Annotated in this window: 19 protein-coding genes; 7 read left to right on the top strand and 12 right to left on the bottom strand. The window is 57.3% G+C overall.

Going from position 1 to position 18,068, the window contains the following annotated elements:
- The first annotated feature begins 384 nt into the window (after window positions 1-384).
- Window positions 385-1,413, top strand: coding sequence for a zinc ribbon domain-containing protein (locus FIV38_RS29245; protein ID WP_092234194.1), 1,029 nt, complete (start codon window positions 385-387; stop codon window positions 1,411-1,413).
- A gap of 372 nt (window positions 1,414-1,785) precedes the next feature.
- A complete protein-coding gene (locus FIV38_RS29240) occupies window positions 1,786-2,556 on the top strand; it encodes a hypothetical protein (RefSeq protein ID WP_131811531.1) in 771 nt (256 codons plus the stop codon).
- Between the two features lie 401 nt (window positions 2,557-2,957).
- On the opposite strand, the gene FIV38_RS29235 is transcribed toward FIV38_RS29240, so the two are convergent.
- Together FIV38_RS29235 and FIV38_RS29230 are read right to left on the bottom strand one after the other, a co-directional pair.
- Window positions 2,958-3,587 (bottom strand): HNH endonuclease family protein, encoded by a 630-nt coding sequence (locus FIV38_RS29235; RefSeq protein ID WP_139273559.1) that lies wholly within the window; start codon window positions 3,585-3,587, stop codon window positions 2,958-2,960.
- Window positions 3,588-3,675: 88 nt separating this feature from the next.
- On the bottom strand, window positions 3,676-5,028 hold the full coding sequence (locus tag FIV38_RS29230; protein ID WP_170228394.1) for an AAA family ATPase: 1,353 nt from the start codon (window positions 5,026-5,028) through the stop codon (window positions 3,676-3,678).
- An 841-nt stretch (window positions 5,029-5,869) separates the two neighbouring features.
- Between FIV38_RS29230 and FIV38_RS29225 the strand changes: the two genes are divergently transcribed.
- From FIV38_RS29225 to FIV38_RS29215, 3 genes are all read left to right on the top strand, one after another.
- Window positions 5,870-6,052 (top strand): type II toxin-antitoxin system HicA family toxin, encoded by a 183-nt coding sequence (locus FIV38_RS29225; RefSeq protein ID WP_029299101.1) that lies wholly within the window; start codon window positions 5,870-5,872, stop codon window positions 6,050-6,052.
- A 23-nt stretch (window positions 6,053-6,075) separates the two neighbouring features.
- The gene (locus FIV38_RS29220; protein WP_070995801.1) at window positions 6,076-6,486 is read left to right on the top strand and encodes a type II toxin-antitoxin system HicB family antitoxin; all 411 of its coding nucleotides are present in this window, start codon (window positions 6,076-6,078) and stop codon (window positions 6,484-6,486) included.
- A gap of 102 nt (window positions 6,487-6,588) precedes the next feature.
- Window positions 6,589-7,089: a methylated-DNA--[protein]-cysteine S-methyltransferase gene (locus FIV38_RS29215; protein ID WP_029299103.1), complete on the top strand. Its 501-nt coding sequence runs from the start codon at window positions 6,589-6,591 to the stop codon at window positions 7,087-7,089.
- Window positions 7,090-7,094: 5 nt separating this feature from the next.
- Here the strand turns inward: FIV38_RS29215 and FIV38_RS30090 are convergent, their stop codons facing one another.
- From FIV38_RS30090 to FIV38_RS29200, 4 genes are all read right to left on the bottom strand, one after another.
- A complete protein-coding gene (locus tag FIV38_RS30090; RefSeq protein ID WP_166647832.1) occupies window positions 7,095-7,241 on the bottom strand; it encodes a hypothetical protein in 147 nt (48 codons plus the stop codon).
- Between the two features lie 156 nt (window positions 7,242-7,397).
- The gene (locus FIV38_RS29210; RefSeq protein WP_029299104.1) at window positions 7,398-7,925 is read right to left on the bottom strand and encodes a DUF4142 domain-containing protein; all 528 of its coding nucleotides are present in this window, start codon (window positions 7,923-7,925) and stop codon (window positions 7,398-7,400) included.
- 118 nt (window positions 7,926-8,043) lie between these two features.
- On the bottom strand, window positions 8,044-8,685 hold the full coding sequence (locus FIV38_RS29205; RefSeq protein ID WP_092234191.1) for a LysE family translocator: 642 nt from the start codon (window positions 8,683-8,685) through the stop codon (window positions 8,044-8,046).
- Between the two features lie 65 nt (window positions 8,686-8,750).
- Complete coding sequence (locus FIV38_RS29200) at window positions 8,751-9,668, bottom strand: LysR family transcriptional regulator (RefSeq protein ID WP_235860988.1); 918 nt, start codon at window positions 9,666-9,668, stop codon at window positions 8,751-8,753.
- 77 nt (window positions 9,669-9,745) lie between these two features.
- On the opposite strand from FIV38_RS29200, the gene FIV38_RS29195 reads away from it, so the two are divergent.
- Window positions 9,746-10,234 (top strand): DMT family transporter, encoded by a 489-nt coding sequence (locus FIV38_RS29195; protein WP_029299107.1) that lies wholly within the window; start codon window positions 9,746-9,748, stop codon window positions 10,232-10,234.
- 4 nt (window positions 10,235-10,238) lie between these two features.
- Here FIV38_RS29195 and FIV38_RS29190 read toward each other — a convergent pair whose 3' ends face one another.
- From FIV38_RS29190 to yiaY, 6 genes are all read right to left on the bottom strand, one after another.
- The gene (locus tag FIV38_RS29190; protein ID WP_029299108.1) at window positions 10,239-11,567 is read right to left on the bottom strand and encodes an MFS transporter; all 1,329 of its coding nucleotides are present in this window, start codon (window positions 11,565-11,567) and stop codon (window positions 10,239-10,241) included.
- A 60-nt stretch (window positions 11,568-11,627) separates the two neighbouring features.
- A complete protein-coding gene (locus FIV38_RS29185; RefSeq protein WP_092234185.1) occupies window positions 11,628-12,569 on the bottom strand; it encodes a hydroxymethylglutaryl-CoA lyase in 942 nt (313 codons plus the stop codon).
- Window positions 12,566-13,759: a CaiB/BaiF CoA transferase family protein gene (locus FIV38_RS29180; RefSeq protein WP_092234182.1), complete on the bottom strand. Its 1,194-nt coding sequence runs from the start codon at window positions 13,757-13,759 to the stop codon at window positions 12,566-12,568. Before FIV38_RS29180 ends, FIV38_RS29185 begins: the two co-directional genes overlap by 4 nt.
- 130 nt (window positions 13,760-13,889) lie before the next feature.
- Window positions 13,890-14,807, bottom strand: a complete 918-nt coding sequence (locus FIV38_RS29175; RefSeq protein ID WP_029299111.1) for a LysR family transcriptional regulator — start codon at window positions 14,805-14,807, stop codon at window positions 13,890-13,892.
- The gene (locus FIV38_RS29170; RefSeq protein WP_092234179.1) at window positions 14,807-15,481 is read right to left on the bottom strand and encodes an NAD-dependent epimerase/dehydratase family protein; all 675 of its coding nucleotides are present in this window, start codon (window positions 15,479-15,481) and stop codon (window positions 14,807-14,809) included. Before FIV38_RS29170 ends, FIV38_RS29175 begins: the two co-directional genes overlap by 1 nt.
- 91 nt (window positions 15,482-15,572) lie before the next feature.
- Window positions 15,573-16,721 (bottom strand): L-threonine dehydrogenase, encoded by a 1,149-nt coding sequence (yiaY, locus tag FIV38_RS29165; RefSeq protein WP_029299114.1) that lies wholly within the window; start codon window positions 16,719-16,721, stop codon window positions 15,573-15,575.
- 126 nt (window positions 16,722-16,847) lie between these two features.
- Between yiaY and FIV38_RS29160 the strand changes: the two genes are divergently transcribed.
- The gene (locus FIV38_RS29160; protein ID WP_092234176.1) at window positions 16,848-17,864 is read left to right on the top strand and encodes a DUF4917 family protein; all 1,017 of its coding nucleotides are present in this window, start codon (window positions 16,848-16,850) and stop codon (window positions 17,862-17,864) included.
- Window positions 17,865-18,068 lie beyond the last annotated feature (204 nt).

The raw sequence follows: 18,068 nt of genomic DNA, 5'->3' as shown, positions 1-18,068 counted from the left end.
AGGAGCGGCGTTGTGGCTGCATGAAAAGACCCGCTTAAAAGGCTAGAAAGGGTGTCCACTTAAATTAGGTGGACACCATCGCCTTTGGCGCCGGGGACAGGAAGGGGGGTTGGCCGGACGCATACGAATGAAGCGAAGCAGACGATCCTCAAGGAACTCGAATTTGAGAAGATCGAAATGTTCAAGAGGTTAGCGAAGGTCGACGAAGCTGCATAACGATGCAGTTTCAGCAAAGGGTGTCAGCAGCCTCTCACGACCAATGAACATGCTCATCGTGGACGCGCTCGAATTGATCGTACGACTGAAACACGGCATCGTCACTTAGCCGCTGCAGTTACCTTGCAATCTGACAATCTGCCAATCCTGTGAAGGACATCGGAATCTATGGACAGTGTTTTTGAAGGAACCTTTCCCACCAGCGCGGGCCCAGAAGAAATTCTTCCGCAAGATGCGCTCTCGATCCTGCCATTCGCGCCCGAGGCCATAACTGCCTGGGCCACGCAAAACGATTTGCATACCTACATCAACAAACTCCTCGCAGGCACAGGCTATGAGGATCAGGCGGACATCAGGCTGGAAGGCTCGATCCAAGTAGCATTGGAGTTAGCAGACCAGTTCACCGAGATTGCAACTCAATCGGAGCCGGCACTAGGAGCAAGAACACAGTCGGTCTCCCTGGTTGATTTTAAACATGATCCGATGTTTGGGCGGTTGGCCAAGGCATTGATAGCCTGGCAAGAGACTATCGGAAACGTCTTGTCTGAAGCGGGATACTTTTCTCTTTCACACATGCTTGAGACTCGGTCGGATCTGATGTGCTCCGTCCAGCTGGCGAGTGGGCTGTACTACCGTCAAGCTATGCAAGTGCTGCGAGGATTCATCGAAAGCGTCATTTCGCCCATCTATTTTTGCAAACAGCCCGATGAGTACAAGGAATGGAAATCCAACGACTACCGATCGCCGACGCTACGTGGAGACAAAGGGGTGCTCCCTCGCTTGCGTAAGGCAGGGATCATTTCGGTGGAAATGGAAAACACTATTTCTGAGGCTTACGACCTGCTCAACGGTTATATCCACGGTAACGAAGAGAAACTGAATAACACCGGCCTTGATCGAGGCGAGTGGGAAGGCCATGTTTTCCAGCCAGTGCGCTTCCAAGCATGGGCGAATGTCTGCGCCTCACTCATCGAAGCTTCACTACCTCTGGTCAAAATCAATCTGTCGCAGTGGGCAGCCGCGAAATCCGATTGGGATCTGTTTTGCCACGTATGCCACGGTCATGACCTCGAAACCCAGCAGCAAAGAGATGATCCGCCGATGACTCAGTTTCGCTGCAAGCAATGCACCCACACCTTCTGGCAAGATGAGGATGATCAGCAGTTCGTGCATGCAACCGTAGAGTTCTCGGACTGATCATCTCAAGGTTCAGGGAAGCCCAGGGGAGCTCGGCTTCCGGCTAGACGACGCTCTCCTCATTTGACCTGCGCTGATGACGAACCATGCCCTGGGCCCACATATCGCCCTTATTGACCGCCCTATCGATGGAGGCAGGTGAACTCAAAAGCCACTTGCCCATTGACAGTTAGACCAGCGGCTTAGCCATGCAAGTGGTGCAGGCGGACAGAAATCGCTCCATTTTCTCGTCTATGTGAGGCTCAAGGTAGATCGCCTCCAGCGACCCATAACGGGCTTTAGGTTCATACCGTACTAATTCAAGAAAATTAGCTCCACACCCGATTAACAAACACTGAAACCCAGCCCACTAAAAAACGCTAAGGTAAATTTGTGAAATCACCACTAACGCTAGCTGCAACCCAGGCACTTAGCCAAAACGATACAACTTTGAAGCCGCTTTTGCGAGAAACCTATAGATTTCCTGACGGTGCTCTATCGCGCGCACGCGGAAATCTAAGACTGCAAGCTATTCAACGAATTGACGACATCGTAATGTTCCATCAGTTTGCAATGTTCACTCACATGCAAAGCAATGAACTCATCGCCCCAGTCTTTGAGGCCTTCAACGAACACTACGGCCGCATGTTCGACAATATGGGAGATGATCAAGAAAAAATCTCTTCCACCCGATTGGCATTCCGAAACTTCAACGAAGTGGCACAGCTTGAACAAATACAGTGTATCGCCAATGAAAGCTTAGTTATTAATCTATGGGCAACAATAGAGCAGATTTTGACTCGCTGCCTAGAAATTATTGAAAACCCCACTCCTGGGAACCGCGCCCCACACAGATGGGATATTATTGAAAAACACTACACGAATCACAACGCAAACCTAAATAAAGCCAGCTCATACTCCACCATCAACGAACTAAGGATACTGAACAACAAAATCAAACACTCTTACATAGTCGACAAAGATCTAATAAAATTCGAACACTTCAAGAATCATGAAAACAAAAGAATCAATACAATACCACTACGAACATTTGACTACACACTAGCGGCATACAATTTTGTATGCTTTATAACCAACAGAACCGGAGAAAGTATCTTTTACCCAGAGAACGAAGAGGATGACTACGACGACTACGACGACTGAGCTAGATATTGGTTATCTGATAAATAGTTGGCATCAGGAGCCTCCTGATGCCCTTAAACTGATTAACTAACTATCTCAAACAGGGGAGCAGCGACCGGCTCCGTTCAATCAAGTGTAGCGGTAGTCTCGCCCCTGCATCCCTTCAAGCGAAGTAAGCGTCACATTGAAGCGCTTGAACAAAGCGAAGAAGCCTATAAGACCCATTTCCACATGAAGCCTCTTGGCTGACCTTGCCCCCGAGAAACGTATCCCTTAACCCGGCGTCGGGGTTGTGTAGTGATCAACTGATCCCGGACAAGACGTTAAGTTTTTTCTCGGACTGAGCTGGGGCCAGCTCACCGTTGAACTGATGTGGTCGATCACCAGCGCAAGCGGGAGATCGACACATTGGTACCGTCCTCTCAGACGTCGGAAGCCTCTCGGCGTTTCCATAGCTGCTTTGTCACCAATTTGAAGAGGTGCCCAGCCCTGTATTTATCCAGTTCGGCTGTCGCCCCCAAAAGCTTCGATAGCCGACCGGGCCGTGCTTCCAATCGCTCCGCGAGTGCTCTTCGCTCAATTTGTGCCAAGGCATTAAGTTTCACGGAACGAATTGTCCTCTGCCCTTTTCTAGATTTGCCCGTGAATATCCATCCTTTCTCGATCTCAATGTTATCTGAATATCGATCGAAATAAGGATGAATCCAGCGATAGCTAGCAGAAGAAACGGGCATTGGAGCATTAGCGGAAATTTTCACAGCGAGTACTGGACAGTACTTGCTGGCTTGCTGCCCTTTACGTCTTGCACGCTTTTTGATCAGGCTATTGAGTGTACGGTTATATCCATTCTTCTTTATATTGCACGTCCCACAGGACAAAGATAAGTTCGTAACTTCGTATGTGAAGTCCCGATGGATACCTTTCTCGATAAAATGCTCCAAGTGAGTAGCATAATCATCGTAAAGAAACCGCCGACACAGACTACATCTTCCCTGTTGTACCTTACGCAGCATGGGCTTGAGTGTGTCTTTGAATGCAGTGACAGCATTCACACCACTACTCCAGCTAAGGCCCTTCAGATTCGCGACAACAATGTCAGCGGGGAGGACAGGGATCGGATGGATTTGCTCGAATCCTATTTTAATCATTGCCCGACTCTCCAAGGATCGCATCAATCACCTCAACTAAAGGATCCTCCCTCCTCAGAGCCGACTTGATTGAGACCAGCTGATCCGTCAATGCGAGTAGATCAGGATGTGCAAAGCCGTCTTTTTCTATGATAGAAACCGCGCGCTGGACGACATCCACTACGATTCGATTTCGACTGGAAGTCAAGCCAAACTGCTCAAGCAAAATATCATCAGATGAAGCGCCATAAGATGCCACGCTAATGACGGGTTCATCATTGGAGAGATCAACGATTGTACTGCCTTCTAATGAGGCACTGACGATCAATGGAGAGTGAGTGCATACAACCAGATGTCCAGATTTCATTCCAATCTGGCAGATCCCATGCACTGCCGCCATAAAGTCTCGCTGCCATTGTGGATGGAGGCTATTATCAGGCTCATCCAAGAGCATCAGCGACCCCTCTTCGACCCCGAACCCTAGCCCCATAAGGTTTGTATACATATGATACTCGCCCGAACTCAATTCGAAAATTGAGAATTCAAGATCACTTCCGGCTCGCTTAACTGTAACATCGCGAAGCGAAAAAATGTCGAGCATAAAGCCCAAGCGGACTACTTCGTTAGAGGCAGTTTTGCAATGAATCCCTCCCCTCCCCATACTCAAGATCAGTCGAGCCTTAGTGGAAGACATGAATTTAATAAAGTCATTGAAGACGTTTTCACTGAATTCTTTCAGTATATGCCGAGCCACGTCATCAGACACAGGGCCAGAAAGATCAGCGTCCTCCATATTCAACAATCGCTTCAGTTTGCTCACTGAGTACCCGCTTTCCTCCGCGCTCCGCCTGCTGGATCTCTTAAGCCCATCCTTACGCACCAAGACCGACACGTTTAGATCCGGCATGATGTTAGCAAACTCATGAGCCTGTTTATAGAAAGGCCATGTGAAACGTTCGCTCTTGCTTCTATCTAAAGCAAATACAATCACGGTCTCAAAAGGTCGTTTCTTGCTAAGGAGGTTCGCCCCAACCCTCTGACCGATATAAGCATACTGTTCTGTCGCAAACTCGGTACTACCACCGCCTGCTTTTTCCTTAGAGGGAAATCTGTCAGCAACAGAGCCGGATGCGCAGATGACGTGGTTCATGACTGAGCCATCGCTGACATCAAGCTTCGTCTCAGTGGATTTCGGAGCAATCAGGCCAGCCACCAATTCTCGAAGCATTGTGCTTTTATACGAGCCGTTCTGCCCGGTGACTACAGTGCACCTAAAGCCGTGTTTTTCACAGCCGCCCTCGGATGCTACGAAGGGAATGCTCCTCCAATCACCGTCCCACGCTTGAAAATTTATTGCATTAATCATCTAGCCAAACTCCTTTTTGTGATTTTCATTCACCCATGCCGATGGAAATACCTTTTGCACCTCCATTAAATAAGCTGGATTGCGGCAGATATATGGTGACGATGGCAGGTTTGTACGCCAGATCGAGAGATCTTTCAGGAACCACTAGATCTTCCCAAAAATGATTTGAGATATGGCTTATGAATGGCTGAGTTTTGATTGGTTCGCCGATCCATGCCGGGCTCCTACGCGCCGCCCCCGCGCTGGGCGAAGCTCGCTGGGCATTCGACTGCCCTTGAGTGATGGCTCAATACTATCTCTTCGACAATGCAAGGGGAACCGGCTGGCCCGTTTCTGAAGGCCATTCGGATTCAGTTGCCAAGGGGCACAAATTCGCACCCTGGCTCACATGTGAGCAAAGAGAGGATCACCGGATGTTCTGGCGTCGCTTACGATGCGGCACAAAGCTATAGCCATCGTGGAGTACACACCTACACGCTTTTCAAGGATTTTCGAGAAGCGGGCACCTACACATCTACGCGTTTCTGGGATTTTTTGTCCTATAAGAGTTCGATTCCCTCTACCCGCTCCACATCATTGTGTTCCCACGCCAAATTGTTTTTAGCGGGGAATGATAAAAAACCGGCTCATGGAGCCGGTTTTTTTACGCCCGGATTTTACCCATCAATCCCCGCCTGCTCTGCCGCCCCCACCCGCAAAACCGTGTAATACCTCCAGCCGGCAGCCCTGGCGTTCCCCCATACACTTCTTGAACGACCTGCCGCTGCCGTTTGGTAGGTAGAGTGTTGATAATTTTTTTTCAGTGGTTATAGTCACCACCAACACACCACAAGGAGGTGATGTGGATAGCCGATATTTGATAGGCCATATCGTTGCAGACGGCTGGTATCTGGCACGCGTCAGGGGCAGCCATCATCATTTCAAACATCCAACCAAGCCTGGGCTGGTGACCATTCCCCATCCCCGGAAAGAGCTGTTGGACAAGACCGCCAAGAGCATTTTGAAACAAGCTCTGCTCGGTTGAGCGTTCCAGGGAGAACCACGAACATGCTGTATCCGATTGCAATCTCAACGGGTGACGACGACCACGCCTGGGGAGTGGAAGTCCCCGACATCCCTGGGTGTTTCTCTGCCGGAGATGACCTGGATGACGCCATGGCCATGGCACGGGAGGCCATAGAAGGTCACTTCGAGCTGCTGGCGGAAGATGGCGCGCCCATTCCCAGCGCGCAAAAAGTCACCCACCACGCGGCCAACCCTCTGTACGCCGGCTGCATCTGGGCGGTAGTGGACATTGATGTGACCAAGTACCTGGGCAAGGCGCAAAAACTCAACATCACCTTGCCGGGTTATCTGCTCAACCGCATTGATGAATACGTGCTGCATCACCCGGAAGAAAAAAGCCGCTCCGGGTTCCTCGCTTCGGCAGCGCTGAAAGTGCTGCAACAAGAGCGGTGACGCTCCCGAATTTGACCGCAAGAAACGTAGTTCACGCAGCTGCGATGAGCGCTAAAGTGCCAACCTGTCCACTAAATGGTCCGCCCAACAAGGAGCCCGCTCATGCCGTGTGAATACAAACTCATGCCCTCCCCCGTCGGCCAATTGACCCTGGTCGCACGCAACGGCAAGCTCGCCGCCATCTTGTGGGAAACCGAGCGCGCCAACCGGGTGCGCCTGGGCGAGTTGGTGGAGGTCGATGACAGCCCAGCGCTGCTGCAAGCGGAACGCCAGTTGAATGAATATTTTGCCGGCACCCGCGACCGCTTCGATCTGGAACTGGATTTCGAAGGCACCGAATTCCAGAAAAAAGTCTGGGCCGCGCTGTTGACCATTCCCTTCGGCGAAACCCGCAGTTACAGCCAGATAGCCACGCAGATTGGCAGCCCGAAAGCGGTGCGTGCGGTGGGGGCCGCCAATGGGCGCAATCCGATTTCAATCGTCGCGCCCTGCCATCGGGTGATTGGTGCGTCGGGCCGGCTCACCGGGTTTGCCGGTGGCCTGGAGGCCAAGCAGTACCTGCTCACGCTGGAGGACGGCGAGCCGACCCGGTCGCTGTTTTGATGACGCTATGGCTGGTCGGCCTTGGAATCCTTCATTTGCACGGATGATTTGCTGCCATCGGTATTGTCCTGGGTTTCGTTGTTCGAGCTGTCGAAGCAGCCCTGCAGGAGTACCAGGCAGCAGGCCAGGCAAAGGGTACGGGTAAGGTTCATGGTCGTGCGTCCATTCAACGGGGTGATAAGACAGTGACCCATCGGCCCGGGCCTGGGTTCGATACCCCCACGGTTGGCCCGCCGAACGGTCAAGCGGCATAAAAAAACGGCGGTTGGAGTTCAATCCAACCACCGTTCTCGGGAGCGCAACCTCCCTCAACCGTCGCCGCGACGACTCTTGCCGTAGGACGATGCCAGCGCCCGGGCTTTTTCCAGGCGGGTTTCCAGCTTAGGCAAGGTCTCATCGACCAATGCTTTGATTTCGGGGATCTCCGACGCAGCGCCTTCCTGCTTGAACAAGGCGATTGCATCTTCGTTGGCCTTGACCTGCTGGGCCGTGTAGGCGGCGTCAAACGAATCGCCATCGGTCAGTTCAGGCATCAGGGTTTCGGCCTTGTCGGCGATCTGGTCGCGAGGCGCCACCGGCAAGTCGAGTTTTTTCGCAATGGCCGCCAAATGCTGGTTGGCCAGGGTGCGTTCGTTGATGACCTCGATGGTGTAGTCCTTGATTTCCTGGGACGAAGTCTTGGCGTGGGCCATGCGGCTGGTTTCGATATCAGCCATGCCTTTGGCCGAGGCTTGTTCGATGAATTCGGCAGGCCCTTGGGCGAGCGCATTGCTGGCGCCGAGGCCCAGCAGCATCGCGAAAGTGGCGGTGCGTAACCGGATAGCCGTGCGGCTCATGATGGGTTCCTCCAGGTAATAAATACATGCCGGGGAACGAGCCCCGCCCTGAATCTGAATTTTCAGGGCGGCAAAGGTTTAGAAAAAACTTGTTGGTGCGACGAACGGTCGTGTGGCGTCAGGCAGTTTTACTACCCAGCAAGCCCGGCAACGCATGGGCCAGGGCATTGAGCGCAAAGCCGATAAACATCACGCCACACAGCTTGGTGATCAACACTTCATGGCGCTGATACACCGCACGCACCCGCCGCGCGCCGACAATTGCGATCAGGATCCCGTAGGCCAGCAGGCCGCCAAAAAAACTCAGGACGATCAACCACGGCAACATGCCCCAGGTCAGCAACTCGGCCCGGCTCGACAGCAACGCAGTGAATGTAGCCACGGCCACGGGATATGCCTTGGGGTTGGTCAGGCCAAACAGGATGCCGTGCCAGAACGGTTGGCGCGCTGCACCCTGGGGCGACTCGTCGCTGCGGTTGCGGGTACGAATCGCACGAATGCCCAGCCAAAACAGATACAGGGCGCTGAGCACACCCAGCACATCAAACGCGCTGCTGCCGATTTCCCGCGCGCCGACAATCGCCACCAGCGCGGTGCTGCACCACACCACATCGCCCAACAGGTGCCCGCACAGAAAACCGGCCCCGGCCCGCCGGCCGCGCGCGGCGCCAATGCCAAATACCGCCAGCACCCCTGGACCCGGCGTGATGCCGTAGATAAAGCCCGAGGCAATGACGGCAAACAACAATGATGAAGTCATGGGTAACACGCTCAGAAAATAGTAGGGGCGCGTCGATTGTGCACAATCCACCCCACACTGCAATGCTAGGTTCCACGCCTGGCCAGCACGTCCTGCACTTGCGCGATCAACCACTGTAACGCGCCGTCCCCGCCGCGGCGTTTATGCCAGGCCAGTACAAAACCGAAAGACGGAATATGAAACGGTGGCGGTACCACCAGCAGATGCCGCGGATCGATATTCAGCAGCCCCTGTGAGGACACGGTAAGGATCAGGTCAGTGCCCTGGATCAACTGCGGCGCGACGCTCCAATGCGGCAGGCTGATCGCCACATGCCGCCGCTCACGGATCGCGGTCAGCGCCCGTTCGATTTCCGGGGTGCCACTGCCGCGCATTTCCAGCAACACATGGGGCCGCGCCAGGTAGGTGGGTAAGTCGAGCACACCATCGACGGGCAAACTATCGCGGTCCACCAGGCAGGCGTAATGCTCTTGGAACAATGGCGTGCTGCGCAACTCGGCTGGCAGGTCGGGAAAGACCCCGGCGGCCAGGTCGATTTCGCCACTGAGCACCCCTTCTTGCATGCCCTCACGACTGGCGTGGGTGATGGCCAGGTCAATCCCCGGCGCCTGCTCGCGCAGCGCTCTTGCCAGCCCAGGCAACAGCAGCGCCGCGCCATAATCGGACATGGCCAAACGAAAAGTGCGCTTGGCCGACGCCGGTTCGAAACGGTTCGGCGCCAGCAGCGACTGCACCTGGGCCAGCGCATCAGCCAAGGGCGCCGCCAGTTCCAGCGCACGAGCGGTGGCGACCAGGCCACTGCCCTGGCGCACCAGCAACGGGTCGCCCAGCAGGTCCCGCAAGCGTGCCAGTGCATGGCTCACCGCCGGCTGGCTCAGGTGCAGGCGCTCGGCGGCGCGGGTGACGTGCTGCTCGCTGAGCAACGCGTCGAGGATCACCAGCAAGTTGAGGTCGATACGGCGCAGATCATTCATATGGTGCATGTTCAGCATAAGAACTTGGAATTTAAATCTGCGCGACGAATACCGTAGAGTCCAGTAAAACCTTTGGGAGATTGATCATGACCACGTTGCATTGGCTGGGCTTGTTACTGTTGGCGGTGATTGCCGGGGCGGTGGTGCCGTTTCAGAGCGCGATCAACGCTAACCTCGGGCGCGGCCTTGGGCATCCGCTGTGGGCGACACTGGCCTCGCTGCTGGTGAGTATCCTGGTGTTGCTGCCGGTAATTCTGGCGTTAAGGTTGCCGCTGCCAAGCCTGGGTTTTATCAGCAAGGCCCCACTGTGGATGTGGACCGGCGGCGCATTCGGCGTGTGTTTTATCTCCCTGGCCCTGGTCCTGCTGCCCAAGCTCGGCGCCTCCGGATTTATCGCCCTGGCCCTGAGCGGGCAGGTCCTCGCCTCGTTGTTACTTGATCACTTTGGCTTGTTTGGCTTGGTGGAGCGGCAACTGACAGCACCCCGTTTGCTCGGGGTGCTGATGTTGATCGGGGGGGTGGCGTTGATTCAGTTCAGTGCCGCACCGACCAGGGCGTTGACCGCCGTGGGATGAGGGTTCAGCGCTTGTCGGAGGTGCGCAATAGGTGTGGCAGGCCCCAGAGCAACAGCGCCGCCGCAATCAACGCGCACACACCAATCACATACAGCGCCGGGGTGGTGCTGCCTGTGATGTCCTTGATGCGCCCGACCATTACCGGGCTGACAATGCCGCCCAGTTGGCCCAGGGTATTGATCAAGGCAATCCCGCCCGCTGCACCTGCGCCGGCACCGGCCAGTAGCTTGGGAGGCAAGGTCCAGAAGGTCGGGATCGAGGCGATAATACCGGCGCCCAACAGGCCCAGGGCGATGATCAGGAATGTCGTGTGGTCATCAAAGATCCCGGCGCAGAAGAAGCCCACGGCACCCAGCGCCACCAGGCCGCTGACAAACTTGCGCCGCTCACCGGTTGCATCCGACCAACGTCCGATCACCACCATGCTGATCGCCCCGCAGACGTACGGAATCGCCGTCAGAAAACCGATGGTGACCGAACTCTGGACGCCAGTGCTGCGGATCAGTTGCGGCGCCCAAAAGTTCAGGCCATAGGATGCCACCTGGATCAGGAAGTAGATCAACCCCAGGGTGAGGAACCCGGGAATTTTCAGGGCCTGGAGCAATGAGCCTTTCTTGTGAACTTCATGCACCGCGATGCGACTCGACAACAGGGCTTTCTCTTCAGCGCTCAGCCACGGCGCATCTTCAATGCGGTCCTTGAGCTGGGTCAAAACCATCCATGCCAGCACCACGCAAGGCAAGCCACCGAGCAGGAACAACCAGTGCCAGCCGCGCAGTTGCAGCACGCCATCCATGTGTTCCAGCACCAGGCCGGAAAACGGCGCGCCCACCAACCCGGCAAACGCCGAGGCGAGGAACAGCATTGAGGTAATCCGCCCGCGGAAATCCTGGGGGAACCACAAGGTCAGGTAATACAGCACCCCCGGCGCAAAACCGGCCTCCATGGCGCCGATCAGAAAGCGCAATGTGTAGAACTGCCACTCGGCCGTCACAAATACCATGGCCGCCGTGGCAAGGCCCCATGACACCATGATCCGGGCGATCCAACGTCGGGCTCCGACCCGGTACAACATCATGTTGCTCGGCACTTCGAAGATCACATAGCCCATCACAAACAACCCCGCGCCCAAGCCGTAGGCGGTGTTGCTCAACCCCAGATCGGCCTGCAACTGGAACTTGGCGAAGCTGATATTGATACGGTCAAAAAACGCGAACAGATAACACACCATGATCAATGGCATCAGGCGCCAAGCGACCTTATTGACCAGGGCTTTCATTTCATCGGGCTCAACGGCCGGGCGTACGCCGGCCTCCATAGTCTTTGGCTTCATGTGTTTCTCCAGGGGGACTGCCCACAGGCGTCCGAATTGTTTTTGTTGTCTGGGTGAGGCTCACAGGGTGGCGATATACGCCGGGGGCGGATGCAGGTCACTGTTGCGGCCGGCCTTGACCACCTGGCCAGGCAGTTCATGGCCGAGCAGCGCCGGTAATTGCCTGGACATCTGCAACAGATGTGGCAAGTCGATACCGGTGGGGATGCCAACTTCTTCACACAGGTTGACCAAATCTTCGGTGCAGATATTGCCCGACGCCCCCGGTGCAAACGGGCAACCGCCGAGCCCGCCGAGGGCCGCATCAAAACGCCGGCCTCCGGCCTCGTAGGCCGCCAGTACATTGCACAACCCCAGGCCACGGGTATTGTGAAAATGCAGGGTCAAATCGCTGGCGCGCACACGCTGCAACACCCGATTGACCAGGCGCCGGACCTGACGCGGGTTGGCCATGCCGGTGGTATCGGCCAGGGTGATGCCCTGGACGCCCAGTTCGAGATAGGCGTCCACCAGGTGCAGCACATGGTCCTCGTCGATCTTGCCTTCGAACGGGCAACCGAAGGTGGTGGCGATACTGCCATTGAGGCTTACCGGGTAATCGCTGGCAAAATTCACCACCTCGCCGAAGGCCGCCAGCGAGGCTTCGCAGCGCATGCGCAGGTTGGCCAGGTTGTGGGTCTGGCTGGCGGACAGCACCAGGTTCAACTCATCCGCGCCAGAGGTAACTGCACGCTGGGCGCCCTTGAGGTTGGGGATCAGTGCCACATAGATCACCCCGGTGCGACGGCGAATCCCTTGGAATACCTGTTCGCCATCCCGCAGTGCGGGAATAGCCTTGGGCGAGACAAAGGAGCCGGCCTCGATGCGCGAAAAACCGGCCTGGGACAATTGGTCGATCAGGCTGATTTTATCGGCGGTCTCGACCCAGCCCGGCTCGATTTGCAAGCCGTCCCTGGGCGAGACTTCCTGCACAATCAGTGGGTCGGAATAATCAACGATCATTGCACTACTCCCGCGTTTTTCAGGCGCTGAATATCAGCCTCGGCCAGGCCCATGCCGCCGAGAATTTCATCGGTGTGCTGGCCCAGGCTGGGACCTTGCCAGTTCACGGCGCCGGGGGTTTGCGAGAGTTTGGGCACAATGCCCGGCATCTTCACCGTCAACCCGCCAGGCAGTTCGGCGTTGAGCAGCATGCCCCGAGCCTGATAGTGCGGATCGGCGACGATATCAGCCACCGAATAAATACGTCCGGCGGGCACCTCGGCCGCCTGCAAGGCATCGAGCACCCGTTCGATGGGCAGGCTGCTGGTCCAATGGGTGATGGCCGCATCCAGCAGGCCGCTTTGCGCCGCACGGCCGTCGTTATGGGCGAGCGCCTCATCCTCGGCCAGATCGATGCGGCCAATGGCAGTCATCAGCCGTTTGTAGATGGGGTCACTGTTACCGGCGATCACCACATAGGCGCCGTCGGCAGTCGGGTAAGTATTGGACGGTGCAATACCGGGCAAGGCGCCACCGCTGCGTTCACGAACATGGCCGAGCATGTCGTATTCCGGCACCAGGCTTTCCATCAGGTTGAACACACTCTCAGCCAAAGACACGTCCACCACCTGCCCATCGCCCTGCCCGGTCTTGACCCGCAGCAGCGACATCAAGGCGCCGATCACCCCGTGCAACGAAGCCAGGGAGTCGCCGAGGCTGACCCCGACCCGGGCCGGCGGTGAATCGGGGTTGCCAGTGGTATAGCGAATCCCGCCCATGGCTTCGCCGATTGCACCAAAACCCGGGCGGTCGCGATAAGGCCCGGTCTGGCCGTAGCCGGAGATGCGTACCAGGGTCAGCCTGGGGTTGAGGGCATGCAACACGTCCCAGCCCAGGCCGAGTTTCTCCAGGCCGCCAGGGCGCAGGTTCTCGATCAGCACATCGGCATCGCCAAGCAACTGCTTGACCAGCGCCAGGCCTTCGGCTGACTTGAGGTCCAGGGCCAGGGATTTCTTGTTGCGCGATTGCAGATACCACCACAGCGAGGTGCCCTGATGCAGCTTTCGCCATTTGCGAAGCGGGTCGCCTTGGCCCATGGATTCGATCTTGATCACCTCGGCACCAAACTCGGCCATCAACCGGGCGGCGAACGGCGCAGCAATCAACGTGCCGATCTCGATCACCTTGATACCGCTCAGGGGAGCCGTCATAGGGCGTACCTCTTGTGCTTGGAATGTGAACCCAGGCTAGAGGACGGTGAAGGGGTAAATCCAACCTTCAATTGGCAACGAGCGTTCGCAAAACGCGAACGACCAGGGAACGAGCCGACAGACCATTCCGTCAGACCGCACCCTCAGAGGCGTGTAGATATTCAAACAATAAACGGCTGACCGGCGACAGCGCGGCTTCATCGCGCACCACCAGGACCAAACGGCGTACCGCCCATTCATCCGTCAGCGGGACCGCCTGCAGGCCCAGCGAGCGCCCGAACAATTCATAGGCTTTCTGCGGCAGGATGCCGATGCCCATGTGGGCCTGGACCATGCGGCACATCGCATCGAAGCCCGGCACATGGATGCGCAGGTGCAGCATTTTGCCAGCCTCCCGCGCCGCTGCGTGGGTACGCATATTGATCGAACTGGCGACATGCAGGCCGACATAATCGCAGCCCAGGGTTTCGCTGAACGACAACCCCTCACGGTCGGCCAGCGGGTGATCCATCGGCATCAGCACCATCAGGTTGTCGCGGCGATACGTCACGCTGAACAAGCCCTTGGTATCGGTATCGCTGGAGCAGATCCCCAAGTCCGCCACACCGTCGAGCACACCCTGAACCACACCCGTGCTGGGGCGTTCTTCAAGGTCGGTCTTGAGCTGCGGATGCAGCGCGGTGAAGTCGCGCAAATCTTCCGGCAGGAACTGGATGATCGCCGACAGGTTGGCCAGCATCCGCACATACCCACGCACGCCATGGCTGTGTTCGCCCAATTCCAGGCCCATCTTCTGCACGTTGAACAGCATCTGCCGGCCGTGATGCAACAAGGTTTCACCCGCCGCAGTGAGGCTCATGCCCTTGGCCTGGCGCACAAACAATGTCAGGCCCAGCATTTTTTCCAGATCCACCAGACGCTTGCTGGCGGCCGATACGGCAATGGATTCACGCGCTGCAGCGCGGGTCAGCGTGCCCTCCTCGTACACGGCGACGAACAGCTGCAAGGTGATCAGATCCAGGCGACGGATCAGGCTTTTGGACAACATCACATACGCTCAGCGGCCAGACGGTGGATCTCGGCGGGCTCGATCACCGCTTGCGGCGCGCCATGCCGGACCACCGCCAGCATCGCCCGTCCGACGGTCTCAGTACTCACGACCCACGCCGGCCGCACACGACGCACCAACGACAGCAGCGGCCCGATCAGGTTGTAGATTGTCTGGTAAAGCGGGGTTTTAGAACGCACGCCATGCACCGGCTGGATGATCCCCGGACGGAACAGGTAAACCGCCTTGAACGGCAGGCGCAGCAAGGCATTCTCGGTCTTGCCCTTGACCCGCGCCCACATCACCTTGCCCTGCTCGGAGCTGTCGGTGCCCGTACCGGACACATACACAAAAGTCATCTGCGGATTGAGCCGCGCCAGGGTGCTGGCGGCGACCAGGGTCAGGTCGTAGGTCTGGCGGGTGTAGGTGGCTTCATCCATACCCACCGACGACACCCCCAGGCAAAACAGGCAGGCATCAAAGCCTTGCAGCAAATGCTCCAAGGGTTGGAAGTCGAACATATCGGCGTGTAGCACCTGATGCAGCTTGCCATGCTCCTGGGTCAACGCCGTGCGCCCCACCGCCACCACTTCCTGCACATCAGCGGCCAGCAGACACTCACGCAACACGCCCTGGCCGACCATGCCGGTGGCGCCGAATAGCAAAACTCTCATAAGGGTGGGCCTCGGTGGCAAGCTTCAAGTTAAGAGCAGTACAAGCTGCTCAGATTAACAGCTTGTCGCTTGAAGCTTGCCACTGCTCGACTCAAAACGCGCTGCGGAAAATCTCCTCGATCTGCCGCTGGTCAGCGCGCCGTGGGTTGGTCAGGCCGCAGGCGTCCTTGAGGGCGTTGGTCGCCAGCAACGGAATGTCTTGCAGCTTGGCGCCCAGCTCACGCAGGCCGGCCGGGATTTCAACGTCCTGGGACAGGCAGCGGATCGCTGCGATGGCCGCCTGCGCGCCTTCTTCGGGGCTGGCGTGTTTGTCGGTCACACCCAGGGCGCGGCCGACGTCGCTCAGGCGCGCCGCGCTGACGCTGGCATTGAAGCTTTGCACGTGGGGCAGCAACACCGCGTTGCACACGCCATGGGGCAAGTCGTAAAGGCCGCCCAACTGGTGGGCCATAGCGTGGACAAAACCCAGGGAGGCGTTGTTGAAGGCCATGCCCGCCAGAAATTGCGCGTAGGCCATGTTTTCACGGGCCGCCATGTCGCTGCCGTCACGCACCGCCAGGCGCAGGTTGGCGCTGATCAGTTCGATCGCCTTGATCGCGCACGCATCGGTGATCGGGTTAGCCGCCGTAGAAACATAGGCTTCGATGGCGTGGGTCAACGCGTCCATACCGGTGGCGGCGGTCAGGCCCTTGGGCATGGCGACCATCAGCGCCGGGTCGTTGACCGACAGCAATGGCGTGACGTTACGGTCGACGATGGCCATTTTCACGTGGCGGGTTTCGTCGGTGATGATGCAAAAACGGGTCATTTCGCTGGCAGTACCGGCGGTGGTGTTGATGGCCACCAGCGGCAGTTGCGGCTTGCTCGATTGGTCGACACCTTCGTAGTCGCCGATATGCCCGCCATTGGTGGCACACAGGGCGATACCCTTGGCGCAGTCATGGGGCGACCCCCCGCCCAACGACACCACGAAATCGCAGCCACTGGCCTGCAACAACGCCAGGCCGTTCTCGACGTTCTCCACGTTGGGGTTGGGTTTGGCGCCGTCGTAGAGCACCGAATCGATGTCCTGCATCGCCAGTTTCTCGGCAATCATGCGGGCCACGCCCGCCTTGGCCAGGCCGGCGTCGGTGACGATCAGCGCCTTGCGAAAACCGTAGTTGCGGATCGCGCTCATGGCTTCGTCGAGGCAATCGATGCCCATGATGTTGACGGCGGGAATGAAGAACGTGCTGCTCATGGTGAACCCTCGGGGATACGTTGATGCCTACAGCATCAACCCCACCCGCCTGCGGCATCTTGACCAAGATCAACGCCCGCCCGTGATAAAGTCACCGCCCAGCCGTTTTTGAGTAGACCCGCCGCAATGAAGGATTTCCAGGATATCGACGCCGCCCTTGAAGACTGGACCGCACTGCGCAGCAGCACCGCCTTTTCCGCGATCCTGATCGGCAACGGTGCCAGTCGTGCGGTATGGGAAGATTTTGCCTACGACTCGCTGTTTGAAAACGCGCGCACCGTCGAAGAGAAGCCCTTGAGCGCTTCCGAATTGAGCGTGTTTGACGCGATGCAGACCCGTAGCTTCGAGCAGGTGCTGGGCGCCCTGAAAACCACCAGCCGCGTCAACAAGGCCCTGGCCGTCAGCTCCACCGCGCCACGTAATCGCTACTACGCGATCAAGGAAGCGCTGATCAATAGCATCCACGCCGTGCATATCCCCTGGCGCCTGGTGCAGCCCTCGACCCTGGCCACAATCAATCAGGAACTGGCGAGCTACAAGACGGTGTTCACCAGCAATTACGACCTGCTCAACTACTGGTCGATCCTGCACACACCGGGCATCGATGACCTGTTTCGCGGCGCCGACTCGCGCTTTGACCTGCGCGACACCGCCACCGCCGCGACGCGCATTCTGTACCTGCACGGTGGCCTGCATCTGGTGCGCAACCTGGATGGCTCGGCGCGTAAATTGCCGTCCACCGACAGCACTTTGCTCAGCAGCTTTGCCATCAACAACACCATCAAGACCCTCGACGATGTGCCGCTGTTTATCAACGAAGGCCCCAGCAGCGAGAAGCTCAAGAGCATTCGCAGTTCAGATTACCTGTCGTTCTGCTATGAACAGTTGCTGGGGCAGGCAGGCGCGCTGTGCATCTTTGGCCATCACCTGAGCGAACAGGACGGGCACTTGGTGCAAGCCATTCGTCGGTCGCGGATCAAGACCCTGGCGATCTCGGTGTTTGGCCGCAGCGACGGGTTTATCCAGCAGCAGAAGCGGCGGTATGCCGCGCTGTTCGAGGGGATGGAGGTGGAGCTCAGGTTCTTTGCGGCGCGCAGCCATGCGTTGGGCAAGCCGGCATTGTCGGTGCCGGTCGAGCACTGATCCCAGCCTAACTGGAGACCCCATGTGGGAGCGGGCTTGCTCGCGATAGCGGTGGGTCAGACGCTGGATGTGTTGAATGACACACCGCTTTCGCGAGCAAGCCCGCTTGTATGTTTAGACTTGAAGGGGTGGGCGGCGACTAAAAGCCCGATTCCGACTCTAGCCAGTACGGACCGTGGGAGACTTCTCGTCCCGCCCTTTCTA

Source organism: Pseudomonas proteolytica (assembly GCF_007858275.1).
Lineage (GTDB): Bacteria > Pseudomonadota > Gammaproteobacteria > Pseudomonadales > Pseudomonadaceae > Aquipseudomonas > Aquipseudomonas proteolytica.
The sequence above is the reverse complement of the archived record's forward strand: the minus strand, read 5'-3'. Positions and strand labels throughout refer to the sequence as shown.

What these genes read in the sequence shown, in the direction of transcription:
- FIV38_RS29220 (WP_070995801.1), top strand. Translation starts at nt 6,076, where the DNA reads ATGCTGTATCCGATTGCAATCTCAACGGGTGACGACGACCACGCCTGG.
- FIV38_RS29175 (WP_029299111.1), bottom strand. Translation starts at nt 14,807, where the DNA reads ATGTTGTCCAAAAGCCTGATCCGTCGCCTGGATCTGATCACCTTGCAG.
- FIV38_RS29190 (WP_029299108.1), bottom strand. Translation starts at nt 11,567, where the DNA reads ATGAAGCCAAAGACTATGGAGGCCGGCGTACGCCCGGCCGTTGAGCCC.
- yiaY (WP_029299114.1), bottom strand. Translation starts at nt 16,721, where the DNA reads ATGAGCAGCACGTTCTTCATTCCCGCCGTCAACATCATGGGCATCGAT.
- FIV38_RS29195 (WP_029299107.1), top strand. Translation starts at nt 9,746, where the DNA reads ATGACCACGTTGCATTGGCTGGGCTTGTTACTGTTGGCGGTGATTGCC.
- FIV38_RS29170 (WP_092234179.1), bottom strand. Translation starts at nt 15,481, where the DNA reads ATGAGAGTTTTGCTATTCGGCGCCACCGGCATGGTCGGCCAGGGCGTG.
- FIV38_RS29210 (WP_029299104.1), bottom strand. Translation starts at nt 7,925, where the DNA reads ATGAGCCGCACGGCTATCCGGTTACGCACCGCCACTTTCGCGATGCTG.
- FIV38_RS29160 (WP_092234176.1), top strand. Translation starts at nt 16,848, where the DNA reads ATGAAGGATTTCCAGGATATCGACGCCGCCCTTGAAGACTGGACCGCA.
- FIV38_RS30090 (WP_166647832.1), bottom strand. Translation starts at nt 7,241, where the DNA reads ATGAACCTTACCCGTACCCTTTGCCTGGCCTGCTGCCTGGTACTCCTG.
- FIV38_RS29200 (WP_235860988.1), bottom strand. Translation starts at nt 9,668, where the DNA reads ATGCACCATATGAATGATCTGCGCCGTATCGACCTCAACTTGCTGGTG.
- FIV38_RS29185 (WP_092234185.1), bottom strand. Translation starts at nt 12,569, where the DNA reads ATGATCGTTGATTATTCCGACCCACTGATTGTGCAGGAAGTCTCGCCC.
- FIV38_RS29180 (WP_092234182.1), bottom strand. Translation starts at nt 13,759, where the DNA reads ATGACGGCTCCCCTGAGCGGTATCAAGGTGATCGAGATCGGCACGTTG.
- FIV38_RS29245 (WP_092234194.1), top strand. Translation starts at nt 385, where the DNA reads ATGGACAGTGTTTTTGAAGGAACCTTTCCCACCAGCGCGGGCCCAGAA.
- FIV38_RS29215 (WP_029299103.1), top strand. Translation starts at nt 6,589, where the DNA reads ATGCCGTGTGAATACAAACTCATGCCCTCCCCCGTCGGCCAATTGACC.
- FIV38_RS29205 (WP_092234191.1), bottom strand. Translation starts at nt 8,685, where the DNA reads ATGACTTCATCATTGTTGTTTGCCGTCATTGCCTCGGGCTTTATCTAC.
- FIV38_RS29230 (WP_170228394.1), bottom strand. Translation starts at nt 5,028, where the DNA reads ATGATTAATGCAATAAATTTTCAAGCGTGGGACGGTGATTGGAGGAGC.